At 40.0% G+C, this 22499-nt stretch carries 21 protein-coding genes; 9 read left to right on the top strand and 12 right to left on the bottom strand.

Translation table 11 applies throughout. The features are described 5' to 3' along the window. Positions 1–499: 499 nt before the first annotated feature. Together HCR01_RS02565 and rppA are read right to left on the bottom strand one after the other, a co-directional pair. Complete coding sequence (locus HCR01_RS02565; protein WP_193194180.1) at positions 500–1783, bottom strand: sensor histidine kinase; 1284 nt, start codon at positions 1781–1783, stop codon at positions 500–502. Between the two features lie 27 nt (positions 1784–1810). Then, positions 1811–2485, bottom strand: a complete 675-nt coding sequence (gene rppA, locus HCR01_RS02560) for a two-component system response regulator RppA (RefSeq protein WP_193194178.1) — start codon at positions 2483–2485, stop codon at positions 1811–1813. A gap of 260 nt (positions 2486–2745) precedes the next feature. Here rppA and HCR01_RS02555 point away from each other — a divergent pair, with 260 nt between their 5' ends. Continuing rightward, positions 2746–3117: a hypothetical protein gene (locus HCR01_RS02555; RefSeq protein ID WP_226889049.1), complete on the top strand. Its 372-nt coding sequence runs from the start codon at positions 2746–2748 to the stop codon at positions 3115–3117. Positions 3118–3192: 75 nt separating this feature from the next. On the opposite strand, the gene HCR01_RS02550 is transcribed toward HCR01_RS02555, so the two are convergent. After that, the gene (locus tag HCR01_RS02550; RefSeq protein WP_193194174.1) at positions 3193–3621 is read right to left on the bottom strand and encodes a hypothetical protein; all 429 of its coding nucleotides are present in this window, start codon (positions 3619–3621) and stop codon (positions 3193–3195) included. 1754 nt (positions 3622–5375) lie between these two features. On the opposite strand from HCR01_RS02550, the gene HCR01_RS02545 reads away from it, so the two are divergent. Together HCR01_RS02545 and HCR01_RS02540 are read left to right on the top strand one after the other, a co-directional pair. Beyond that, entirely contained in the window at positions 5376–6032 is a 657-nt protein-coding gene (locus HCR01_RS02545; RefSeq protein WP_193194172.1) for a hypothetical protein, read from the top strand. A gap of 62 nt (positions 6033–6094) precedes the next feature. Continuing rightward, positions 6095–7480 carry a hypothetical protein gene (locus HCR01_RS02540; protein ID WP_226889047.1) on the top strand — a complete coding sequence of 462 codons (1386 nt, stop codon included), beginning with the start codon at positions 6095–6097 and terminating at the stop codon, positions 7478–7480. Between the two features lie 174 nt (positions 7481–7654). On the opposite strand, the gene HCR01_RS02535 is transcribed toward HCR01_RS02540, so the two are convergent. Beyond that, a complete protein-coding gene (locus HCR01_RS02535) occupies positions 7655–8434 on the bottom strand; it encodes an ion transporter (RefSeq protein WP_193194170.1) in 780 nt (259 codons plus the stop codon). 88 nt (positions 8435–8522) lie between these two features. Here HCR01_RS02535 and HCR01_RS02530 point away from each other — a divergent pair, with 88 nt between their 5' ends. Further along, positions 8523–8948, top strand: a complete 426-nt coding sequence (locus tag HCR01_RS02530; RefSeq protein WP_193194168.1) for a nucleoside deaminase — start codon at positions 8523–8525, stop codon at positions 8946–8948. A gap of 149 nt (positions 8949–9097) precedes the next feature. Here HCR01_RS02530 and HCR01_RS02525 read toward each other — a convergent pair whose 3' ends face one another. Together HCR01_RS02525 and HCR01_RS02520 are read right to left on the bottom strand one after the other, a co-directional pair. Then, positions 9098–9760 carry a response regulator gene (locus tag HCR01_RS02525; protein WP_193194166.1) on the bottom strand — a complete coding sequence of 221 codons (663 nt, stop codon included), beginning with the start codon at positions 9758–9760 and terminating at the stop codon, positions 9098–9100. Beyond that, positions 9757–11025 (bottom strand): sensor histidine kinase, encoded by a 1269-nt coding sequence (locus tag HCR01_RS02520; RefSeq protein WP_193194164.1) that lies wholly within the window; start codon positions 11023–11025, stop codon positions 9757–9759. Before HCR01_RS02520 ends, HCR01_RS02525 begins: the two co-directional genes overlap by 4 nt. 263 nt (positions 11026–11288) lie before the next feature. On the opposite strand from HCR01_RS02520, the gene HCR01_RS02515 reads away from it, so the two are divergent. From HCR01_RS02515 to HCR01_RS02500, 4 genes are all read left to right on the top strand, one after another. Continuing rightward, positions 11289–11777: a Spy/CpxP family protein refolding chaperone gene (locus HCR01_RS02515; RefSeq protein WP_193194162.1), complete on the top strand. Its 489-nt coding sequence runs from the start codon at positions 11289–11291 to the stop codon at positions 11775–11777. Between the two features lie 68 nt (positions 11778–11845). Further along, a complete protein-coding gene (locus HCR01_RS02510) occupies positions 11846–12367 on the top strand; it encodes a Coq4 family protein (RefSeq protein ID WP_193194160.1) in 522 nt (173 codons plus the stop codon). Positions 12368–12516: 149 nt separating this feature from the next. After that, positions 12517–12765, top strand: a complete 249-nt coding sequence (gene sipA / locus HCR01_RS02505; RefSeq protein WP_193194262.1) for a regulatory protein SipA — start codon at positions 12517–12519, stop codon at positions 12763–12765. Between the two features lie 51 nt (positions 12766–12816). Next, positions 12817–13374 (top strand): peroxiredoxin, encoded by a 558-nt coding sequence (locus HCR01_RS02500; RefSeq protein ID WP_193194158.1) that lies wholly within the window; start codon positions 12817–12819, stop codon positions 13372–13374. A gap of 127 nt (positions 13375–13501) precedes the next feature. Here the strand turns inward: HCR01_RS02500 and argC are convergent, their stop codons facing one another. The 3 genes from argC to HCR01_RS02485 all read right to left on the bottom strand — a co-directional run bounded on the left by argC (position 13502) and on the right by HCR01_RS02485 (position 17598). Next, a complete protein-coding gene (gene argC / locus HCR01_RS02495) occupies positions 13502–14470 on the bottom strand; it encodes an N-acetyl-gamma-glutamyl-phosphate reductase (RefSeq protein WP_193194260.1) in 969 nt (322 codons plus the stop codon). A 594-nt stretch (positions 14471–15064) separates the two neighbouring features. Next, a complete protein-coding gene (locus tag HCR01_RS02490) occupies positions 15065–15976 on the bottom strand; it encodes a DUF1338 domain-containing protein (protein WP_193194156.1) in 912 nt (303 codons plus the stop codon). A gap of 248 nt (positions 15977–16224) precedes the next feature. Then, positions 16225–17598, bottom strand: coding sequence for an acetyl ornithine aminotransferase family protein (locus HCR01_RS02485; protein WP_193194154.1), 1374 nt, complete (start codon positions 17596–17598; stop codon positions 16225–16227). Positions 17599–18008: 410 nt separating this feature from the next. On the opposite strand from HCR01_RS02485, the gene HCR01_RS02480 reads away from it, so the two are divergent. Further along, a complete protein-coding gene (locus HCR01_RS02480) occupies positions 18009–19358 on the top strand; it encodes a hypothetical protein (protein ID WP_193194152.1) in 1350 nt (449 codons plus the stop codon). Between the two features lie 155 nt (positions 19359–19513). Here the strand turns inward: HCR01_RS02480 and HCR01_RS02475 are convergent, their stop codons facing one another. The 3 genes from HCR01_RS02475 to HCR01_RS02465 form a co-directional block, all read right to left on the bottom strand. Beyond that, entirely contained in the window at positions 19514–19879 is a 366-nt protein-coding gene (locus HCR01_RS02475; protein ID WP_193194150.1) for a VOC family protein, read from the bottom strand. A 227-nt stretch (positions 19880–20106) separates the two neighbouring features. Beyond that, positions 20107–21603: an aldehyde dehydrogenase family protein gene (locus tag HCR01_RS02470; protein ID WP_193194148.1), complete on the bottom strand. Its 1497-nt coding sequence runs from the start codon at positions 21601–21603 to the stop codon at positions 20107–20109. A 137-nt stretch (positions 21604–21740) separates the two neighbouring features. Continuing rightward, positions 21741–22463, bottom strand: coding sequence for a cyclase family protein (locus tag HCR01_RS02465; RefSeq protein ID WP_193194146.1), 723 nt, complete (start codon positions 22461–22463; stop codon positions 21741–21743). Positions 22464–22499: the final 36 nt, after the last annotated feature.

Genomic DNA, 22499 nt, shown 5'->3' with positions numbered 1-22499 from the left:
TACTCAGCACTACTTTTTGGGTTGGGGACTATGTTAATCATTTAACAGGTGTATGTAGCCTAGTTAATGTTTCAGCAGTAGCGGGGAATGCACTCAAACCAACTATTGCAGTCGTAAGACCAAGTAGATAAAAACTTCTCTTGAGGAAAGAAATAATCATGAATAATCCTTGTGAAGCATTGGTCAACAACTGAAAGTTGGTACAAGTTTTTGGAACGTGGTTTATAAGCAATAGATTTGAGAGAGCAGTAATCTATTTACTTGAGGCTTGAGGTGGGAGTACTAAGTTTTATCTATATCTTTATTCTTGAATATAAATGTGACGTGAAAATGACATTCAAGTATTCAAAATTAAAATAATCTGACACATAATCTTGTAAAATATTTTTGTCTTCTATCTTATGCCTGATTTTAAATCCACCATTTAGTAGATTTATTATTTGGAATCAAACTTGGCTTAACAAAAACAAGAGGACAATTCGATTAATACTACTATTTGTTAATTTAATGGCAACTCAATCTGAAACAGAGAACCTTGCCTCAGTTCGCTCTTAACGCTCAGATGTCCGCCATGTGCTTCAATGATTTGTTGAGCGATCGCCAATCCTAGACCAAAGCCACCAGCCGCACGCGTCCGCTGCTTATCCACCCGATAGAACCGCTCAAAGATGTGGGGTAAATCTGCCGCAGGGATGCCAATACCATTGTCTTCAACTTGAATAACTACCCGATGGTACTCTGTAAACAAGCGCAAATTCACTAAACCGCCTGCTGGAGTGTACTTACAGGCATTGCTAAGAAGATTCAGAACTGCCTGATAAAGCAGTTCTGAGTCTACTTTGAGCACAATTGGCTGTTCTGGTAAATCACTCTTGAAATCCAAATGCTGAGCAGCAATTCGAGTAGTTTGTGAGCCTATGAGTTCCCGCAGCAAATCGTTTAGGTCAGTTTCATGTAGAGATTCAGGCGCTAAACGTCCCACCTGACGCGCTAAAAATAACAAATTCCCAATCAAAGTATTCATTGACTTGGCAACTTCTGCAATCTTTTCTAAACGCAGATGTTTGCTATCGGCATCGTCAATGTTTGCTAACAATCCAACCTGAGCATTACTGAGTATGGCCGCTAAAGGCGCGCGTAATTCATGAGAAGCATTAGCGGTGAAGCGCTGGAGTTGTTCGTAGCTGTAGCGGATTGGCTGCATGGCCAGTCCTCCCAAGAACCAACCTGTGAGACTTGTCACTCCCAAAGCCATTAACACTGTCAACACCAACAATAGCAGAAACTTGCTCAGAGACTCTTGGGCGCGAGTCATCGGCATTGCCATTTGCAAATAGCCGATTAAATGACCTTTATACTGAACCGGAAGAGTGATTTGACGCAGCCAAATAACAGGTGATGATGAGAAACTCAAGTAATTGGTGGTCTTAATCGTTTGAAATTCAAACATCTTACTTAAATGTTCTTGTGGAGGTACACCAAAAAATTGTTTTAGTTTGCCTTTTGCATCGTACCAACGAGCATAAATAATTTCACTATCTGGCGGTGGTGGGTTGCTTCCTAAAAGTGGCACGTTTCTAAGAAATACGCGCATTTGACCTTGATGCATTTTATACTGCACATTTCCGGCAATTACTCTAGCTTTTTTATAAAGTAGTAAATCTATAACCTCTAGCTGCTCGATCGCTTCTTGGTAATAGAGTATCCCAGCAAAAACTACCAGAATACTACCCATTGAGAGGGTAAACCAACAAGCCAAGTTGCGACGGCTACGGTTGAACATGAAAAATGCAAAATTAATAATAAAAAATTAATTCTTAGGACTAATTCGATAGCCCATACCGTAGATAGTTTCAATCCAGTCTGCTGCACTTACTAACTGTAACCGTTGCCGTAGACGACGTACTAGGGTTGTTATTGCATTACTCTCTGGTTCATTTCCCCATTGCCACAATGCCTGTTCTATTTGGTCACGACTTAAAAGCTGACGTGGGTGACGCATCAGGTACTCTAGTAATTGAAACTCACGCGCAGATAATTCGACAATCTCCTGTCCTCGTTCTACTGTTAGGGTAGAAATGTGCAATTGCAAGTCAGCAAGCTGGAGGGTTTCACCTTGCCACTGAGGCGATCGCCTGCCTAATGCTCGCACTCTTGCCAATAGCTCAAACACATCCGTAGGTTTAACTAGATAATCATCCGCTCCAGCATCTAATCCTATAACTTTATCAAGAGTGGTATCTTTTGCTGTCAGCATCAATATAGGTGCTTTTTTACCAGCTTGCCGATATTGACGACACAAATCCAAGCCGCTAATTTCCGGTAACAACCAGTCCAAAATTAATAGGTCATAGTCCCTTTGAGAGATAACCCACTGAGCGATCACCCCATCTTCTATACCGTCTACAATATGTCCAGCTTGCAACAATGCTGTTTGCAGAGGTTCTAATTGTGCCTGATCGTCTTCTACCAGAAGTATTCGCATTATTAGCTTGTTTTTATTTTTCTAAGATTTAGGGTAGAATATCTGACTCAATAATGCGTCTTCCAACAGTGGGATTTTCAACAAATAGAAAATCCATAACTGGTAATAGATAATCTAGCTCTCAAGCAGATCCATTACTAGTTAACGTTACCATAACGTTTTAAGCATTTAATAGTATTAATTACCCGGATACTTCCCATAATTTAATTTTTATATTGTGAATTTTTAATTTTTCAGTCTCTATGTCCTCACATAAATGTTTGAAATTATTGCATTTTATAGGGTTAGAATTTTGGCTTCCTCTTCCTATTTTAGGTGTTGCTTTTTGGTTTGGCGGTAACCATTTGACAGAAAAGGTGTTGAGCCGACCTTACAGTACAGTGAATAAGCTTCAGGCAGATATTGAACCAGAATTCTATCTTTCAATGCATGTGCTGTTCATTCAAGCTGAAGTTAATAGGAAGGCTGGAGTTACTAAAGTTTTCGTTCAACCAATAAATGCCTCACTAAAAAAATCAAAATTTCAATTTTCCACCACAGATATAAGTCAGATAGAGATAGCGATCGCCCAAAAGTTAGGAATGTCAATTGACAATATCAGAAAAATCGTCCGCTATCAAATAATAGAATAAGTAGGAAGAATATTTAATCTGACTCAAAATTATCTCCTCCACTGCCATATTGAGTAACCTGAAGTTGAATTTAGATTAGTATCTGCTGCTGGGTAAAAGTAAAATATCAACTATTTCACCCATAATCAAACCCAATCCTGCTAAGACTGTTAAAACCCAAAAAGAATCTAGTTTATTGAAGCCAGCAAAGCGCATTTCTAAATCAGCTAATAATGTAGTTGCTATGGGTATAAGAAAGAGGCTAAATATTAGTGACCAAGTTGCAACTAAAGCAATTGATGCACTTAAAAATAAAATGATTACTAAGGCTCTAGACCCAAATGCAACCAAATACTCTAACCAAGAAAGACTCTTTCGCACTATAGCTATAGCAACAGCGGCTACAAAAGCTCCCGCCAGCCAAATAATGTGATGAGCAGCAAGATCCCAGCCTAACAAAGCGTAAGCTAGCCAGAGTAATATCAGAGGCATCAGAGGCATCTTGTGCAAAAATTCCACATTCATATTACTAATGCTTAGAAAGCTGCTGAAATCGTATCTTAATCTTAATCAAAAAAGATTACTAGCTAAAATTTTAGACATAGCAAATATGCTCAAAACATAGCATTACTATCTCTCTACCCATGTACCTCATTCAAATGAGAATCGCTATACATACTCTGACTTTGACCGAGGTGTTATGCATGACTAAGTTTTTGTCATAGACATCGCTTTTACCTAAATTCGCAACTCACCAGGAAATTTAGTCTGACTTTATAAAGTTAGACTAAAGAAATCATGTAGAAAAAATAAAGCAAACACTTATAGGGTATGTAGTGACAACAGATTAATATATGTTAAAGTTTATACTGTAAATTTAACTATGGCTTTATTTGATGCGATGTCTAACGATAAGCCACTATGTGTCTACGCTTTTAGTCTTACAGCAGTTTTCAATTCAATAGATCACAAGGAGCACAAATACTACATACGTGTCAATTTAACCTCAAATCCATGCTGAGAATAGCTTTAAATACTTCTATTCTTTTCTTCTTTTGTGTCCTTATACTAAGTAAATATGGCTAAGCATTAAGTAATAGTTAAACATGAATACTCAGTTAGGAGATAAATATATGATGAATATATGAGGTTTTAAAATCACGGTAATGCGTAAACAAATTAACTTTATTTGTTAGTTAGTTTTAGCTAGTTGCTCTATATTTTTGTATGAGAGGTATTGACGATTCACAGTGTTCAACTTTTATAACTGTCCATACAATTGTTTCGTGCTTCTACCTAGTGGTAGAATCATTCCACTAAGTAAAGATGTCTTTTATACATCAAATAGCAAACGTGCTGAAAGGGTTAGTTAGGTGTGCAATCTCCAAAAAACAAAAAATTATTCAACCCACTTAGGGAAATCAACAAGATCACCAACTTGCAACACAAAGAGTCCTGTCGAAACTATTGGTATTCCTTTGTTTCAAGTATGGTTATATAACGATTTACTAAGGAACTTCCAATTAAAAAAATATCCAACTTGTAGGGTATGTTATGCCTCTAGTTAACGCACCGTGACAGATTAGTCAAGATAGTGCTTATGACTACAACGCACCCTACAAATTAAGATTGGATGATTTATTTTTTGGTAATCCCTAAATTAGGAATAAAGCCCTTATTTAGAAATAATGCCAATCAATAAGGTAAACCAGAAATCCTTGTCTTAAATTGCAAATAAGCAAGGACAAATAAGATGATTTTGACAGAATGTTACTTTGCTTTTGATATATCAAAGATACCGAAAAGCTAGATTTTTGCTTTCAAAAATACTTGAATTTTTGCATTAAGCTATTACGCATTTAATTTGTGATTGACTTGTATAAGTGTTGCCCTATAATCTAAGTGTTTAAGCATGAATAAGCGTCATACCAATTCTCAAAGAAGATGCATCTAATAAAAATCGGGTGTTGCTGAATCAAGGGATGAAATTTTATGTCTTGAAATCTAAAACTCCTTATTTTCTCTGTGTCTTTGTGCGACGGACACTTTCCTATAATGACAAAGACGCTGCGCGAACAACGGGGGAAACTCTCTGTTCGCCCTTTACGCCTCCATCCGCATGGAAGTATCCTCCTCTGCGTGACACAAATTCATCAACTTTCAACCACAGGATAGAGACTTAAAAATATTATGTTTAGTGCCTAACTATTTAACATATCAACATTTATTTAGTAAAAACTTGATTACTGACAACATCAGCAAGAGTATAAGGAAAAAAGATGAGTATCATTGTTCGTTTGTTTAGAGCATTTATTCTTCCAGTATCTACATTTTTTATGGCGGCGGTACCTTCTACCGTGAATTTTCCTATAGAAGGCTCCGCGATCGCTAACGCACAGACAACTCCTATTATTCCTCAACAGAGAACAACTCAAAGGATTTGCTCTTTAGATCCAGTTGAGGATTTATTACCTCCACTACCAAGCAAATCAAGTAATTCTTTGCTTTCCTACCTAGCTGAGCAAGGTTTTACACAAAATCAAGAAGGTTCTTGGGTCTGTTATGCAAACGATCCGAAGAAAGAAGGGCGTTACTTTACTCTCTTCAAAGTTCAAGAGATGAATGGAAGGCTTATAGGAAGTTCTTTTTTAGACGAGGGTAGTCTGATTGAGGGACAAGATAACCGTAGCTTGGACTTATTTATGATGCTGATCGAGCGTCATATGAATGCAAGCCAAGAGAATCGTCAAGGTATACGTAGGTATCTACAAGCTTTCATTTCCTTAGTAGAGCAAGGAAATATAAAACCTACGCGTCGCGGCTTTCTTTTTGACCAACCAAACCGTGGATTAGTTTTATATCATACACTCTCATCAGGAAGTCTTAAAGGTACTGCAATCACTGTTAATATCTACTTGCCTAAGAGTAAAACCTGAGCTTCTAAATCAACTTCTTACTAACTTGAAAAAAGACTTTAAAACTTAATCAAAGACTAATCATGATGCCCAAACAAGCTTCTTCTGTCGTTTGCTGGAGATGGATATTGTCAAAGTCAACCTTCCAAAAGATTGTAATGCCGAAGGCAGTTCGCTTTGTGACCATCGTCTCATCTTTTGCAGTATTACTAACTGTATGCGAGTCTGCTTCCGCACAGCTAAATGTTGGGCGCTATGGTATCCAACGAGGACTGGAGTCAGAGTATCTTCAATACCAGATCAATAATCAAAATCTCAACCAGATGCGAGTTATTCCTGCATGTGATGTAGGATTTGGTCTGAGCTGCAACAAAACCGGATCGGTAATCCAGCAATTACTTGAGTTAAATGGCGGCCCTAGTTATCAAGACTTGCTAGTGCGAGCGGCTGGCGGCACACAAAATTTCCAGAATTTCGCTGGCTTTTATGGTAACAATCCCAATGTCTCTCAAGCGCCCTATGCCTCATTTTGGAGACAAGATTCTCCTGCAATTATGGACGGATATGAGTACGTCATGGGGCAAAATTTTGGACGCACTCCAGTAGAAGGACTTGGACTTGTAACTAAAAATTTTTATTGGACACCATATTCGGGAGTAGGTGACTCCCTCAGCCTCCGTAATGGATTGCTGAACTTAAAATTATCCTATGGACGTTTGCTTTATGAGGAAGCCTCAAAACTTCCTAACGTTGAGCAACAGATTCAATCTCTGAATCTGCCGCCAGATATGACAAAGTTTTATTTAAATAACCTCTCTAGAGGCTTAGATGCGCTGAATTCTGGAGATAAAAACCAACTCCAAACAAGGATTTTTGAACTACTCTCTTATCCATATTCTGAAGATGGTGGAGAACTCGGACGCCCGAATAATGGAATTCCGCAGGCGTTGAGCCAGCTTGCTGGCGAAGATATTCCAGGAGATACCTTGCTGGGCGCTAATCCATTAGCATTAGAAGGAGAGGCGATCGGCCTCGATATTGCCGCTCCTAGCTCTTTAGGAGATGTCTTAGTCGCTGGTAGTTCTGAATCCTTTCCAGTCTGGCCTCTACTCTTAGGTGTCCCTTTACTTTTTCTTCTATTGTCTGGTGGAGACAGCTCATCCGGTCAGCCCTCGGTTCCCGTGGCGGATGTACCTCCGTCTATTCCCGTAGCGGATATACCTCCATCTATCCCTGTAACGGATATACCTCCGCCTGTCCCTAACCCAAATGTGTGCGTTCCTACTCCCGGTGGCAATGGTTCTAGTAATAACCAGGTTATTGAAGTTCCATGTAACCCCGTTGTTCCACCATCCCAACCGGAAGTGAAGAAGGTGGTAGAGCCATCAATGATCAAAGCTTTTATATTGCTAATTGTTATGCTCAGTATACTTCGCTATAAACAGCGAACCATCAAGACAAACGGTTAAGTGAAATAACCTTTTGAGTTTTTTACAGCGGGTTTTATATGAATAAGCCACAGTAGGGTGGGCATTGTAATGCCTACCCTAAAAGCTGCTTTTAAAACATCCTCTAAGATTTGCAGCGTGCAGCGTTTTCCTAGAACATTCAGTTTTTTTAGTTTGCCTCACATAGTTCCTCAATTAATTAGGCAACTTAGTCCCACACCTTTTACAAAAACCAGCATCTACATCGTGGAAAGCCAAACCACAACTCAAACAAACTGTTTCTACCTGATTAGCAGTTTTCACCAATCGCTTAATTAAATCCCCTACTTGCCAAGGAATCAGTGCAATTCCTGTCAAAATCATCAATACTGTGAGCAAACGACCTAATTCTGAAATTGGAACAACGTCACCAAATCCTACAGTTGTCATTGTGACAACTGAGAAATAAAACGCATCCAAAAATGTACCGTAATTTTGAGGATTAACTGGATGCTCTACTTGATAAATTAATCCAGAGTAAATAAAAATAATTGCAAATAATGTAAATAATATTCGTGCAAAAATCACACCATCTTCGGTGCTGATACTAGCGAATAAGAATTTTCTATCGATAAACCTGATTAACCGCAAAATCCGAAACCATCGCAGTAGACGAATAAAGCTAATATCTACTGCTCCCAGAAAAAATGGCAAAATCGCTATTAAGTCAATAATCGAGTAAAAACTAAAAATATACTTAATTTTATTTTCTGCACTCCACAGACGAAGTATATATTCCACTGCGAAAATTATGACGATCGCAATATCTGCTACATTCAACTGGAAACGAACAAAATCAGGAATTTTATAAGTTTCTGCAACAAAAATTACTGATGATAACAGAACAAAACTAGCAAGAGTTAAGTTAATAACCCTACCTATTGGCGTTTCCAAGTCTGTTAAATAAAATTCTGTTTGTTTTCTGCTCAATAACATATTTATTCACAATAAATTAGAAGGCATCGTATAAATTTCATTAGCAATACGATATTATTAACCAGTATCTTTCTTAACTCCCGCTAATATGAACCAGGAATATTTTATGCGCTTAGCACTGGCAGAAGCAAAAAAAGGCGATGCGCCTTACGGTGCAGTGATTGTTAAAGATAACGAAGTTGTTGCCGTAGCTCATAATACTGTAAGTAGAGATAGCGATCCATCGGCTCATGCAGAAATTAATGTCATTCGCAGTTTAACAGCTAAATTAAAAAACCCTTCTTTAGAAGGTTATAGCATATATACAACTGGTGAACCTTGCCCAATGTGTGCAACTGCTTGTGTTTGGACAGGTGTTTCAGAAATTGTATATGGTGCTTCAATTCAAGATTTAATTTCAGTCAATCAGTCGCAAATTAATATTTCTTGTGAGGAGATTATCGCTCAGTCATTTAGAGAAATTCAGGTAATCAAAGGAGTTTTAAAAAATGAGTGTTTGGAGTTATTTAAATAAGATATTGTAATCTTGTTTGAATTATGATATTTTTCGTAAAGTTTGTCATTAGTTATTTGTGGTGAATTATTACAAACATTTTAGGGGGGTACTATGTCTAAATTTTATTTAGTAGATAATTTGGATGTAAAACCACAATTTTGAATTATTTAGTCTGGTTGATTCAAATAGGACAAAAATGTATTGGCGAAAATAGCAGCTTGAGTGCGATCGCGCAAATCTAATCTGTTTAAAATATTCGTAACATGATTTTTTACTGTCCCCTCAGAAATGTAGAGTTCCTGAGCAATTTCTCGATTACTAGCACCTGTAGCAATTAACCGCAAAACCTCTTTTTCTCTGGGAGTAAGTTCAGCTAAACTAGGTGGTGCAAGCGGGGATTGGATTGGCGCGATGCTAGAAAATTGAGTCAATAATTTTTTAACTATTCCTGGGCCTAGTTGAGTGTATCCTTTGTGAACGGCGCGAATCGCAACAGCTAGTTCTTCTGAGGGTGTATCTTTAAGTAAATAACCCATTGCCCCATTTTGCAAAGCTGCTGTCACATATTCATCATCATCAAAAGTTGTTAGCACTAAAACTTTAATTCCAGCATAACGTTTTTGAATTTCTCGTGTGGCTGCAACTCCATCCATAATTGGCATTCTAATATCCATCAAGACTACATCTGGATGTAATTTTGCGACCAAATTAATCGCCTGTTCGCCATTTTCTGCTTCTCCCACTAATTCTAAATCTGATTCTAGTTCTAATAATGCTTTTAATCCCTGACGAATTAAATTTTGGTCATCTACAAGCAACACTTTAATCATGCTGTTAACCTTGGTAAGGGAATATTAACTGTAATTTTGCAACCAGAACCAGGAGCGCTGTTAATATTAAACTCACCTCCAAGTGCTAAAGTGCGATCGCGCATACTTTGAAGTCCATAACCAGTGGTATTTTGCTTTAAATCAAAACCTCTACCATTATCTTGAATCGTTAACCGTAAACTTCCTTTTATTGTAGTTATTTTTAATTTAACTTCAGTAGCGACAGCATATCTAGAAATATTTGTCAATGATTCCTGGATAATGCGGTAAATAGCAGTATTTATTTCAGGGGGTAGAGAATATTCAAGGTTGTTTTGACAAATTGGTAAAATCCCGTTGGAGCGGTGAAAATCTTCTGAAAGAATTGCGATCGCCCGTTCTAAAGATTGCTCTGACAGAGGATTAGAACGCATTGTTGAAACAGATTGGCGAACATCTTTTAGCGCGTTAGAACCTAATTCCTTTGCTCTTGCTAGAAACGTTTGAGCCTTAGTTGGATTAGATTGCCACAGTTTTAAAGCGGTTTCTAATTGGAGATTTAAAGCAGTCAAAGAATGCCCTAAAGAATCATGAATTTCACGAGCAATTCGGTTACGTTCTTCTAAGGTAGCCTGATTTTCAATTCGCATAGCATATTGACGAAGTTTTTCGTTAGCAACAGCTAGCTTTTCTCGACTTTTTCTTTCCGATAATACAGCATTCATCATCAACAACACAAAAACTAAACTTAAGCCAAATACTAATGACCAACTCAAGCTAAAAAACCGAAAGCGTTCTTGGGCTTGTGCTGATGCTTGAAAGCTAAATAATTGATATTTTAGTTGTGTTGTAAGTAGAAATAAGGTAAATGATAAACTTGTAACAAATAAACGCCCGGGTAATTGAAAAATTAGACAACTACGAGTAACTAGGATGATGTAAAGAAAAGGAAAAAGACGAGCAAACCTCCCACCAAAAAGCCCAGTTATTAAAATCAATAAAATTTCAATAACTGTGTAAATTACCTTAGTTATATTGTTCTTTTTTGGCAAAAATAAGCCCATTAATGCAAAAACAGCTAGGCTAAAAATTGATAGTTCTGGCGATATACTACAAATTGACAACTCTGGAAATGCACCACAAATTGATATTTCTGGAGGCTTAGGACGAAATCGCGGTGATGGAGATGGTAAAAAGGCTGTTAATGCAGTGATTGCTAGTAGTATCCATTCTAAATAAAGTAGAGATGGAAAAGGATGATTCTTAATTTTAATGAGACGGCTCATAGGATTTCAGATGTGGAATTTGAGCTTATTAATACAGTTGTTATTATTTAGTATTCTGGTGCAATTTAAATGCAATAAGGTAAATATATCTGCTTTTATTTATATATTTACTGTAATTTATATATAATCGCCAGTCACATTCGCCAGTATTCAATCATGACTAAAGTCATGGGTGTAACCGTGACTTTCTTCTCATGTGGTTACTGGAGATAAGTTTCTATGATGGTGACATCCAAGCAGGAAAAAAAGCGCGAGATTAAGAAATGAAACTCAAGACATTATCACTGGTAGCTGGTGTGATCGCTTTAACTTTAACTACAATTCCCTTTGCTGTTCAAGCAGAACCAACCTCCTCTTCACCTCTGCTACTTGCACAAGTCCCCAAAAAAGGCGCTTGGCAAGAACTGGGACTAACAGATGCACAAAAAAATCAAATCCAGACAATTCGCCAGAATACTCGCGCCCAAATTGAAGGTATTCTTACTCCAGAGCAAAAAGCACAATTGGAAGCTGCAAAACAAGAGCGTCAGGCTCAGCGCCAAGCCGGTCAAGGTCAACGACAAGCAGGTCAACGTTCAAGGAATAAATTTGCTGAGTTGAATCTCACTGAACAACAAAAAACTCAAATGCGACAAGTTTGGGAATCGTCAAAACAACAGATGCAAGCAGTGCTGACTCCTGAACAGCAGGCTAAACTCAAGCAGTTACAGGAGAGCAGAAGACAGCGTTGGCAACAACGCAATTCCCAATAATCCCGAATCTTTTAAAAAGAGTTAATACTGGGGTGGGCAATATTGCCCATCTCATCTCAAGATAAATTATGGTGCAACCCTTGACTACTTCCGCGAATCCCACTCCTCACCTGCAACGAGTTTTATATTTACTTGATCGCATGGCTGAGGCACAGGGATTAAATGTTGCTCAAATTGTGTATGTAGAAAAATTGCGATCGCTTCCTACTGGTACTTTTGGTAGAAGTTGGGCAGATTTTCTTGATGAACATAACTTAAAACCCTTCACCACAGGTAGTCGTCGCAAACAACTCCATGATGGGGTTCATCTCCTCACAGGTTATGGTACAGACCCCATTGGTGAAGCGGAAATCCAAGCATTTTTGTTAGGGGCAAAGTTTAGACTCACTAACTTAATGTTGGGGCTAGGACTGTTGCGAGTCATCCATAAAAACTTGAATTATCAACAAAAGTTTAGCTGGCCTAGACTTTGGCAAGCATATCAACTCGGTCGTCACTCTCTCTTCAACCCAGATACCTGGCAACCTGAGTTACTTTGGCACTTACCCTTGACTGAGGTGCAAGCATCATTTTCCACAGTCAAGGTATAGACTTCTTGCAGAAGATGGGGAGAGGGGAAGAAATTTTTTCCTCTCTCCTTTTCCCTCTTTCCTACATCAAAATAGAAAATTGGACAAACCCCTAGTAAAAGTTAGGAGTTATGAGTTATGAGTTAATCAAAACTCCTAACTGTTTCAAAATGTCCAAAGAATTCGCTATTGGCAGTAAAGTCCGTGTTGTGGCACTACCACCCTACGTCAAAACAGCAGATCCCATGCCCATGTTGCGTCCTCCCGATGTAATTCACATTGGCGAAGAAGGTATAGTTCTTGATCGTCGTCCGGGTGGGTATTGGGGTATCCGCTTTGCTAAGGGAGCTTTTCTATTAGATAGTCAATACATAGAAAGCACAGACACCCCTATCGAATCTCATACAGAGTCAGAATAGCAGCTACCAAGAATTGTAAACTTTTATCAAGTTGTGATTCTGGTCTGCACCATGATTTCTCGTCGCACTTTTTTAAGCACATTATTTGCCAGCTGTTTTGCTGTCATCAGTTGGTTGAATTTTACGCCTGCTGCTGATGCTTTAGGTGGCAAACTCCCTACAATTAATCAACCTGCGCCAGAGTTTACTTTACCAACCAACACAGGTGATGGCAAAATTTCTCTCTCTGACTTGCGCGGTCAATGGGTAGTGCTCTACTTTTATCCTAAAGACTTCACTTCTGGTTGCACTATAGAAGCTCGTCGTTTTCAGCAAGACTTACCAAAATACCTAGAAAAGAAAGCTCAGATTATTGGCGTTAGTGCTGATGACATTGATTCACACGCTAAATTTTGTGATTCAGAGGGACTAAAATTCCCTTTGTTAGCTGATACTGATGGTTCAGTGAGTAAAGCTTATGGTTCTTGGATCGGCTTTGTATCTATGCGCCACAGCTTTATTATTGACCCTCAAGGCATCTTGCGCGAGACTTTTGTCAAAGTCAACCCAACCATTCACAGCGCAGAGGTACTGGCACAACTAGAGAAGTTGCAGTCTAGCGAATCTTAGTAATATGCGGTGAGGTAAAGGGGAAAGAGGAAAGGGGAAAGGAAATTTCATTCTTTTCACCCTTACCTCTTCACTTTTTCCCGGCTTCTGTAAGAAGTCTATTGTTATGCTTCTAGTTTCTTCAACATCACAATCCCAATTCTTCTGGAAAACCCAGCATGATGTTGAGGTTTTGGATGGCGGCTCCCGATGCGCCTTTGCCTAAGTTATCGAGGCGAGCAACTAACAGCGCTTCTTGGGTTGCGTCATTGGCGAATACGAAAACTTGAACAATATTAGTGCCATTCATTGCTGTTGCGTCTAAAAACATTCCATCGCGCAGCAGACTAGAATCTTGGAATGGAGCAACCTGTACGAATTTTTCACCTTGATAGTAGTCAGCGATCGCCTCATAAATCATCTCACCTGATGGGGGATTCTTCAAATTCCACAGCGGTAAGGGCACTTGTACTAACATTCCTTGCTCAAAATCCCCTACTGCGGGTACGAATAGCGGCGGTGATGCTAACCCAGAGTACTGATGCATTTCCTTGACGTGCTTATGTCCAAATTGCAAGCCATAGATGCCATAGGGATAAAGCGAGGTTGCTCCAGGTTGCTGCTCGTGGAAAGCATGGTACTTTTGGATAAGATTTTTGCCGCCACCAGAGTAACCGGACACTGCATTAATGGTGATTGGCAAGTCGTTAGGAAGGAGTCCCTTGGCGATTAACGGCAAGACACAGGCTAGAAATCCAGTAGGATAACAACCTGGATTGCTGACGAACTGAGCGCTGGCGATTTTGTCTCGTTGTCCCGGATTTAGTTCCGGGAAGCCATATACCCAGCCCTTAGTTGTTCGATGAGCACTACTAGCATCGAGGATTTTAACCGTAGAATTGCTAACCAAGCTAACAGCTTCGCGGGCGGCGTCATCAGGTAAGCAAAGAATGACAACATCAACAGCATTAATTAATTGCGATCGCTCAGCTGCATTTTTACGCTTAGATGCTTCAATACTAACTAACTCAATATCATCCCGTTGTTTGAGGCGCGAGTGAATCTGTAAGCCTGTGGTTCCCGATTCCCCATCAATAAAAATTTTAGGTTTAGCAATCATGCGATCGGCATCCTTATGCGTGACGGCTACCGTTAACTGAACCGTATTCGGACATAATATCATTTCAAATAATTGCTGGGCATTACTACCTTAAAAAGCATTACAAAGCTTCTGCTTTCCTGGTTGTGAACAATAAAATTCCCAACTTCTTAACAAAAGTCGGAATCTCAGAGATGTTTCGCTTTGCTTAAGATGATATTTTAAGAATTTATGCAAGAGACTCCATAAGCTGCGCTCACAAGGAACAATGAAAATGATGTTGTTACGATTCTGCGTTGTTTCAGCCTCTATTTTCAAGTTAGGTCTATGGAACTCCGAGTTCGGAACACGAAACTCCGAGTTCAGAACACGAAAGGCCGAGTTCGGAACACGAAAGACCGAGTTCGGAACACGAAACTCCGAGTTCGGAACACGAAACTCCGAGTTCGGAACACGAAACTCCGAATTCGGAACACGAAAGACCGAGTTCGGAACACGAAACTCCGAGTTCGGAACACGAAACTCCGAGTTCGGAACACGAAACTCCGAGTTCGGAACACGAAACTCCGAGTTCGGAACACGAAAGGCTATTTTCTTGCTAACAACTCTTTGCTACTTAGACAGACGAGTCATTTCAAATAATTGTTGGGCATTACTTCCTAAAAAAGCATCGAAAAGTACTTGCTTTCCCGGTTCTATTTCCACTGGGTAGCGCTGGGCAATTTCGTAATAAGCGTAAGTCCAGGGAATCTGAATTTCTGCACCACTAATATTATCTAGCACAGTTACCATCTCTGTTACTGCTTGAGTTGCTGTTTGACGCAAACCACAAGCAATATTTCCCTCTATCTCTGCTTTCATGGGTACACCCAGATTAGCCAAACCGCGGGCTGTAGTATCTATATCTGGATATGCTGCTGTATTTTGGCGGTTGACGTAACCTGTGAAGTGGTTGACTGCGTAGCCATGCAGCAACACCCAAGCACCATACTGAGTAACCTGATTCACTTCCTCTACAACTGAACGCTGGGGAGGTAGCCAAGGACGAGTAAAGATTTTCTGGAGTTGTTGGGCAATACTTTCACAGTTCCCCTGCGATTGTAAAACAGAGATAATTTCAGGTTGGCTTGAAAATGAGGATACCGTTTGAGCAATGAGTTGAGCAATATCAGCAGGCAATTCATCAACAATCAATTCGCTGATAAATAGCTTGGGTAAGTCAAATTCTTCTTGCTGAGGATGGCGATAATGTCGAGCGTAAAGATGGGTTTGAGCAAAAGTATACTCCCCAGCCACCACGTAACCCAAAGCTTCGGCAAGTTGTCCAAGGTAATCAATTCCCAAGTTAACTTGACCCTGTGGGCTATCTACTAATAAACGTAAAGACCGAAAGGCGATGTGGTCATTGGCGACAGTCCCACCCGCAGCAGTAATCATTTGCTGGTAGGTACGCGCATGACTGACTCTGGCGCTGTATTCTTGCCAAAGTAATGAATATAGATGAAGCGCAATTTCAGGTTTCATAAGATAGGAGTTAGGGATAGCCCTATCAAGGTGTAACTTAAACATTCAGTTTCCTCTGTGTCTTTGTGTCTTTGTGGTTAACGAATTAATTTTTGTCACCACAGAGACACCAAGACACTAAGTAAGTGATCATTAGGATGAAAGCAGATTTTTGATTCACTGCCTCTCTGCTTCATCTCTTAGGAACCAGAACTTACGCACTCAGATCCCCCAACCCCCTTAGAAAGGGGGCTTTAGACGTTCCCCCCTTAAAAAGGGGGGTTAGGGGGGATCAGGGTTTCAGGCTTCAGTGCGTAAGTCCTAGAACTTAATATTTCGCTGATAATCTGAAGGGCTATCTGAATTTGGTGACTGTCAATAACTAGAGGCGGGCAAAAACGAATTGCTGCTTTACCGCAACCTAGCAATAATAAACCCCGCAAGAAAGCTTCTTGGATAATGCGATCGCGCAACTTATGATCAAGATTACCTTCTTCATCTAATAAATCCACAGCTACCATCAAACCCTTACCTCTTGGCAAGGACATTCTAGAAAATCTTTCATGTAATCGGGTAAGACCAGCTTGTAATAATTCTCCCATCTGGGAAGCGTTTGCCATCAAATTGCTTTCCAGTAGTTGCAAAGTGGCAATACCAGCGGCACAAGCCACGGGATTACCGCCGAATGTGGTAGCGTGAGAACCGGGGGGCCAAGTCATTAATTCAGGTCTGGCAAGAATCGCACCCAAAGGCAGACCACTGGCGATACCTTTAGCTGTGGTAATGATATCCGGCATTACGCCCCAATGCTCGATCGCAAATAGGCGACCAGTACGCCCCATCCCCGATTGCACTTCATCAACTACCATCAGAATGCCATAGCGATCGCACATTTCCCGAATTCGTTGCAAGAAGCCATCTTCTGGAACAATGTAACCTCCCTCTCCTTGAATCGGTTCGACAACGATCGCCGCTACTTCTTGCGGTGGTAAAATTGTTGCAAATAGCTGTTTTTCTAAATAATCCAAGCTAGCGTGAGTCCCGTAGGGGATATGAGTTACCCCTGGAACTAAAGGGCCAAAATTGGCTCGCTGTACTGCTTTGGAACCTGTGAGGGACATTGCACCGTATGTGCGTCCGTGGAATGCTCCCAAGAATGCCACAATTAGCGATCGCTTGGTGTAATATCGAGCTAGTTTGATTGCACCTTCATTAGACTCTGCCCCGGAATTGGTGAAAAATACCCTTGCTGGATACGCAGTTTTAACATTTTGAGGATTGGGAAAGGGAGCGCGAATAGCTAATTGTTCGGCTAGTTCCACCATCGGCTCATAATAAAAATCTGTCCCCGACATGTGCAATAGACGCGCCGACTGTTCTTGAATTGCCCTAACAACTTCTGGGTGAGCGTGTCCGGTAGCGGTGACGGCAATACCTGCGGTCATATCCAGGAACACATTACCATCTACGTCTTCCACCATACAGCCCTGACCACGAGCCACGACTAGGGGATAATCGCGGGTGTATGAAGGAGAAGTTACAGCGCGATCGCGTTCTACAATAGCTAAAGCACGAGGCCCAGGTAAGGAAGTCACTAAGTGGGGAACACGAGGTAAATTTAGACTAACAGGGATACTTAACATAGTTTTTTACATTTTTTTAAGATTATTTGTGATTAAAGTCCGAAGTGCGATCGTTTACAGTATCATTTGATTCTATTTATGTAACATTTACGCATTGATAAAAAAATCAAAATATTACGTTATTTATTTTGTGAAACTCCCAGAAAGATTTAATCAAAAACTTTGTAGCTCTGCTATTGCTGACAGGCTATAGTCAAAAACGACAAATACTTTCTAACTTGACAACCTAGACTTCTTATAGATATTTAGTGATTAGAGGTGCAGCGGTATAATACACTGTTAAGCTGATCCCTTTATAACTAGAGCAAGAATGATGCCCCCATTGTATTCAGGGTTAATACATTAGCAAATTAATATATTGATCTTGGGTCACTACAATTATTATGTATCAATAATTTATTTTCCAACTTATGAGTAACCTATTTAGTCAAAAACTCCGTCTCATTGTAGGTGTTGCCGCCTTATCATTCATTAGTTTAGCTAGCCTTCTATATACTCAGTCAAAAAATAAACAGCTAGCCCAACAACATCAAACCGCACAGAATTTATCCTTTACTCAACAGGAAAATTCTATCCCACCTCAATCACAAATTTCCCTTGCCTCAAGTCAAACTGCTCGTGTATCTACACATTTTCATAATTCATTTATTGCTCAGCCAAAATCTGATGAGACTATAAGCCAGCAAGGCACACCTTCATCTGAGAAATATTCGGTATCAGCATCTACACCATATCCGGTAATTGATGAGTGGAAAAAATATAAATTTAGTGTTAATGGCAATCAGATTTTATCTCAAATAAAACTGCCAACAACTAAAGTTAACTTTAATCAAACAGATTTATTAACTGTTCTCATCAATACTAGAAAATATTACCAAGACCACGCTTCAGCAGACCCAGATATTCTCCGTCCAGGGCTTTTGAGTACTAAGGGAGTTACTGTCCAAGATATTCTTAAGACCTTAAATTTCATGATTACGGTCTTAAGGGAGGATATTGCTAATAAACGAACAACTCGTTTACAAAACCCTAATTTTATTAATACGCATTTTCGAGTTATCAAATGGTCTGCCTATAATCCAAAAGCTCGCAGTCAAAAGCAATTAAGAATTACAAAATATGCTGTCTTTACTCATACAGGTTCTCGCAAAAAGACTTCTACTTACAACACACCAATTTATAGCTTAAAACAAAATAGTAACAATAACTTTTATACTAAATACACAAAACAGGATGTTTTATCTGGTATTTATGAACCAGGCGGAAAAGAATTTGGAAAAGTTGAACCTCTAGCTTATTTGACCCGTACTGGACTAGAAGAAGCGCTAATGCAGGGAACTGTACTAGTTAATTTTACAGATGGTTCTAAGGCATTTTTTAATGTAGATAAAAACAATGGAATGTCTTACGTTCGGGGATTAAAAGCAACAGCCCAAAAGCGTTATTGGTATTTTAAAAAGGTTGATGCTATCAAAGGCTACGGTTACAAGATAGATGCAAAAATTTCTATCAAACCAGGAGTAACTTTTGCTGGAGATGTTCTAAATATCGGTTTAGGTAGAGTAGTTATTATTGAACATACAAAAGCTGGACGTAAACATCTGCAAATGGGAATTATTGCAGATACAGGTGGAGCATTTTTACCCAATCTTTATCAACTCGATTTTTTAGCAGGTATTTTTCGGAATCAAAAAGATTTTGGGCAAAATATTAGACAACTACCTGAATATGCTACCACTTATTTTCTAGTGAAAAAGTGAAAACCTCAAGCTATATTTACTGCTTCTCTATGTTCTCTATAATTAATAAAAATTAGGTGTTCTTGAGAGCTAACTTAGTATTATTCGCGTTGCTGAATAAGGTAAATTCCTATTATCAATCAGCAACGCCATACTATTAAACTTGAGCAAAATATCTACGCACGAGTTAACAATTCTAAGTTATGCCCATCAAGGTCGTAGAAATAAAAGCCACGACCTCCATCTCTATAGTTAAGCTGACCTTTATTATGATGCATGGGGTCGCTACTATATTCTAGACCTGCGTCTTTGACTCGTGCGAAGATGGCATCAAACTCTTCATCACTGACATGAAATGCATAATGATGCGACTCAAATCCTTCTCTGTCGGCAAAGTCTAGGGTCAGCTTATCATTGACATGCACAGCAGCGAAATGACCTACGGGAGCCTCAACCTGGAGTCCAAAAATTTTTGCAAAAAAGCGTGCTGATGCTTCCTTATCGTATGCAGGCACTATGGTGTGATTCAAAGTAATTGTCATATCATACCTCCGCTCTTAATTTGGGCGGTAATCAATATCAACTATCTATCAAAGCTAATAACAACAAAATTTTTTGATTAGCGTTGACGTAAGTTTTCTTCTATCTTATCTTTTCCCCACCCTAACCTAATGCAGTTTAGACTACAGTAAGGTGGGCATTGTAATGCCCACCCTACAAGCAACTACTCAGTTGCGTCACCATGACAAGAAGTAGGAGAAAAAAATTATTAACTACGATTGTCAATCTGGGCACGCTGCAAACTTCCAGAAAAGTCAACATAAACACTTTTCCATTCAGTGAAAACATCCAAGGCTGTAGTTCCAGCTTCGCGGTGTCCGTTACCAGTGTGTTTCACGCCACCAAAGGGTAAGTGTACCTCAGCACCGATAGTAGGGCCATTAATGTAGGTGATACCCGCCTCAATGTCACGCATAGCAGTAAAAGCCCGATTGATATCGCGAGTGTAAACTGAGGAAGAAAGACCGTAATTGCTATCGTTGAGGATTGCGATCGCTTCATCAAAAGAGCTAACCTCAATTAATGCCACCACTGGCCCAAATATCTCTTCCCGCGCAACTCGCATATTTGGAGTTACATCATCCAAAATTGTCGGTTGAAAAAAGTAACCGTTTTTCAGTGTCCCTTCATTGGCAATTTCCCCACCAATTAATACCTTTGCTCCTTCCTCACGAGCAATATCTAAATACCTACCCACCTGTTGAAGTTGCTTTTCATTAATTATCGGCCCGATATCCGTATCAGGGTCAGTGCCAGCACCCAGGCGTAACTTACTAGTACGCTCATGGAGCATGTTAGTAAATTTTTCTTTGATATCCTGATGTAAAATCAAACGACTAGTAGCTGTACACCGCTGACCGGTTGTACCAAAAGCTCCCCAAACAGCACCATCTAACGCTAGTTCTAAGTCTGCATCTTCCATCACCACTTGGGCATTTTTACCACCCATTTCCAAGCAGACATGCTTGTGAGTGCGTCCGCAAGTTGCGCCAACAAAAGCACCAGTTTCCGAAGAACCTGTAAACGATACCAAATTGACATCGGGATGCTCAACTAAAGCTTTCCCTGCTTCTTCACCCACCCCATGCACCAAGTTAATCACTCCAGGTGGTAAACCAGCTTGGGCAAAAATTTCAATCAATTTAGTTGCACAGGCGGGGGTATCTTCAGCCGGTTTGAGGATAACTGTATTGCCACACACCAAAGCTGGCATAGCTTTCCAGCAAGGAATTGCTACTGGAAAATTCCAAGGTGTAATTAAGGCACAGACTCCTATAGGCATCCGCACAGTCATCGCAAATTTGTTGGGCATTTCCGAAGGTGTAGTTTGCCCAAATAGTCGCCGCCCTTCGCCAGCACTGTAAAAGGCGCAGTCAACACCTTCTTGCACATCTCCCCTTGCTTCTGTCAGGGGTTTACCCATTTCTCGACTAATCAACTCGGCTAATTCTTCTTTATGCTGGAGTAATATTTCTCCGACACGAAAAATATATTCTGCTCTCGCTGGAGCGGGGACTTTTCGCCAACTGTGGTATGCTTTGCGAGCTGCGGCTACTGCTGTATCTATATCATTGGCTTGAGAACGGGGAAATGTGGCAACGACTTCAGTCTTGTCAGCAGGGTTGCGACTTTCTAGAGTTGCTTCCCCTACAGCATTCAACCAATGACCGTCAATGTAATTGCGGCAAGATAATGGAGTTATCATATTTCAATCCCTAATAGAGATTAGTGCATCACTACTACCGCCCCATAAGGCAACAACCTGATAGGTATTAAGTAGACCATATACTGTCACAGTAGGTTGCGTTGTATCTTACCTAAATGATAGCTGCCATATATAAATCAAGGCACTAAGGCTAATACTCCCGCAGGAGAACCCGAACCATTTTGTAACCTCAGAACCCCGATTACTAAGGTAGTACCTTTAGGTGGTAGTTGATCTAAATTGGTGAGATTTTCCAACACAATGCGCGGTTGTTCTAACACCAAGCGATTAGTAATAAAACTATTATCCTTTCCGGGGTCTACACCATGAGTATCAATTCCAACTCCAGAAATTTGCCGTTCGTTAAGCAAAAACCGAGTTGCATCGCTACTAAACCCTGGAAAATGCATAATTCCTTCAGCATCTTGGCTGAAGAAGGCATTTTTATCAAACCACTTTTCTTGCCAACCTGTATAAAGTAGTACTGCATTACCAGCAGGAATTTCACCATATTGCTCCTCCCAAACTAGGACATCGGCAATAGTCAGGGCATAATCAGGATTAACTATCGCAGCTTGGCGGATATCTATAACTACCGCAGGTATAACCAATGATTGGGCTGGATATTGGTCAATTCCTACACCTAAGCTGTGAAAACTGTTAGGGGCATTTATATGAGTGGCGCTATGTTCTCCCAAGGAGAAACGCCGCAGGTAATAGCCATCCTTTTGGAGTTTTGCAACAGTGGCAAATTCTACTGGGGGGTCGCCAGGCCATTGAGGAATATCCTTGTCAATTGTATGACTCAGGTGTATGACGCGTGAGTAAGTGATACTATTTTGTTCTTGGGGTTGTATCATCCCAGCCTTTTATTTCGGTTCAGATTCCCGACTTCT

The organism is Nostoc sp. MG11, assembly GCF_014904695.1.
Classification (GTDB): domain Bacteria; phylum Cyanobacteriota; class Cyanobacteriia; order Cyanobacteriales; family Nostocaceae; genus Komarekiella.
This window is presented reverse-complemented; position numbering and strand designations above follow the sequence as displayed.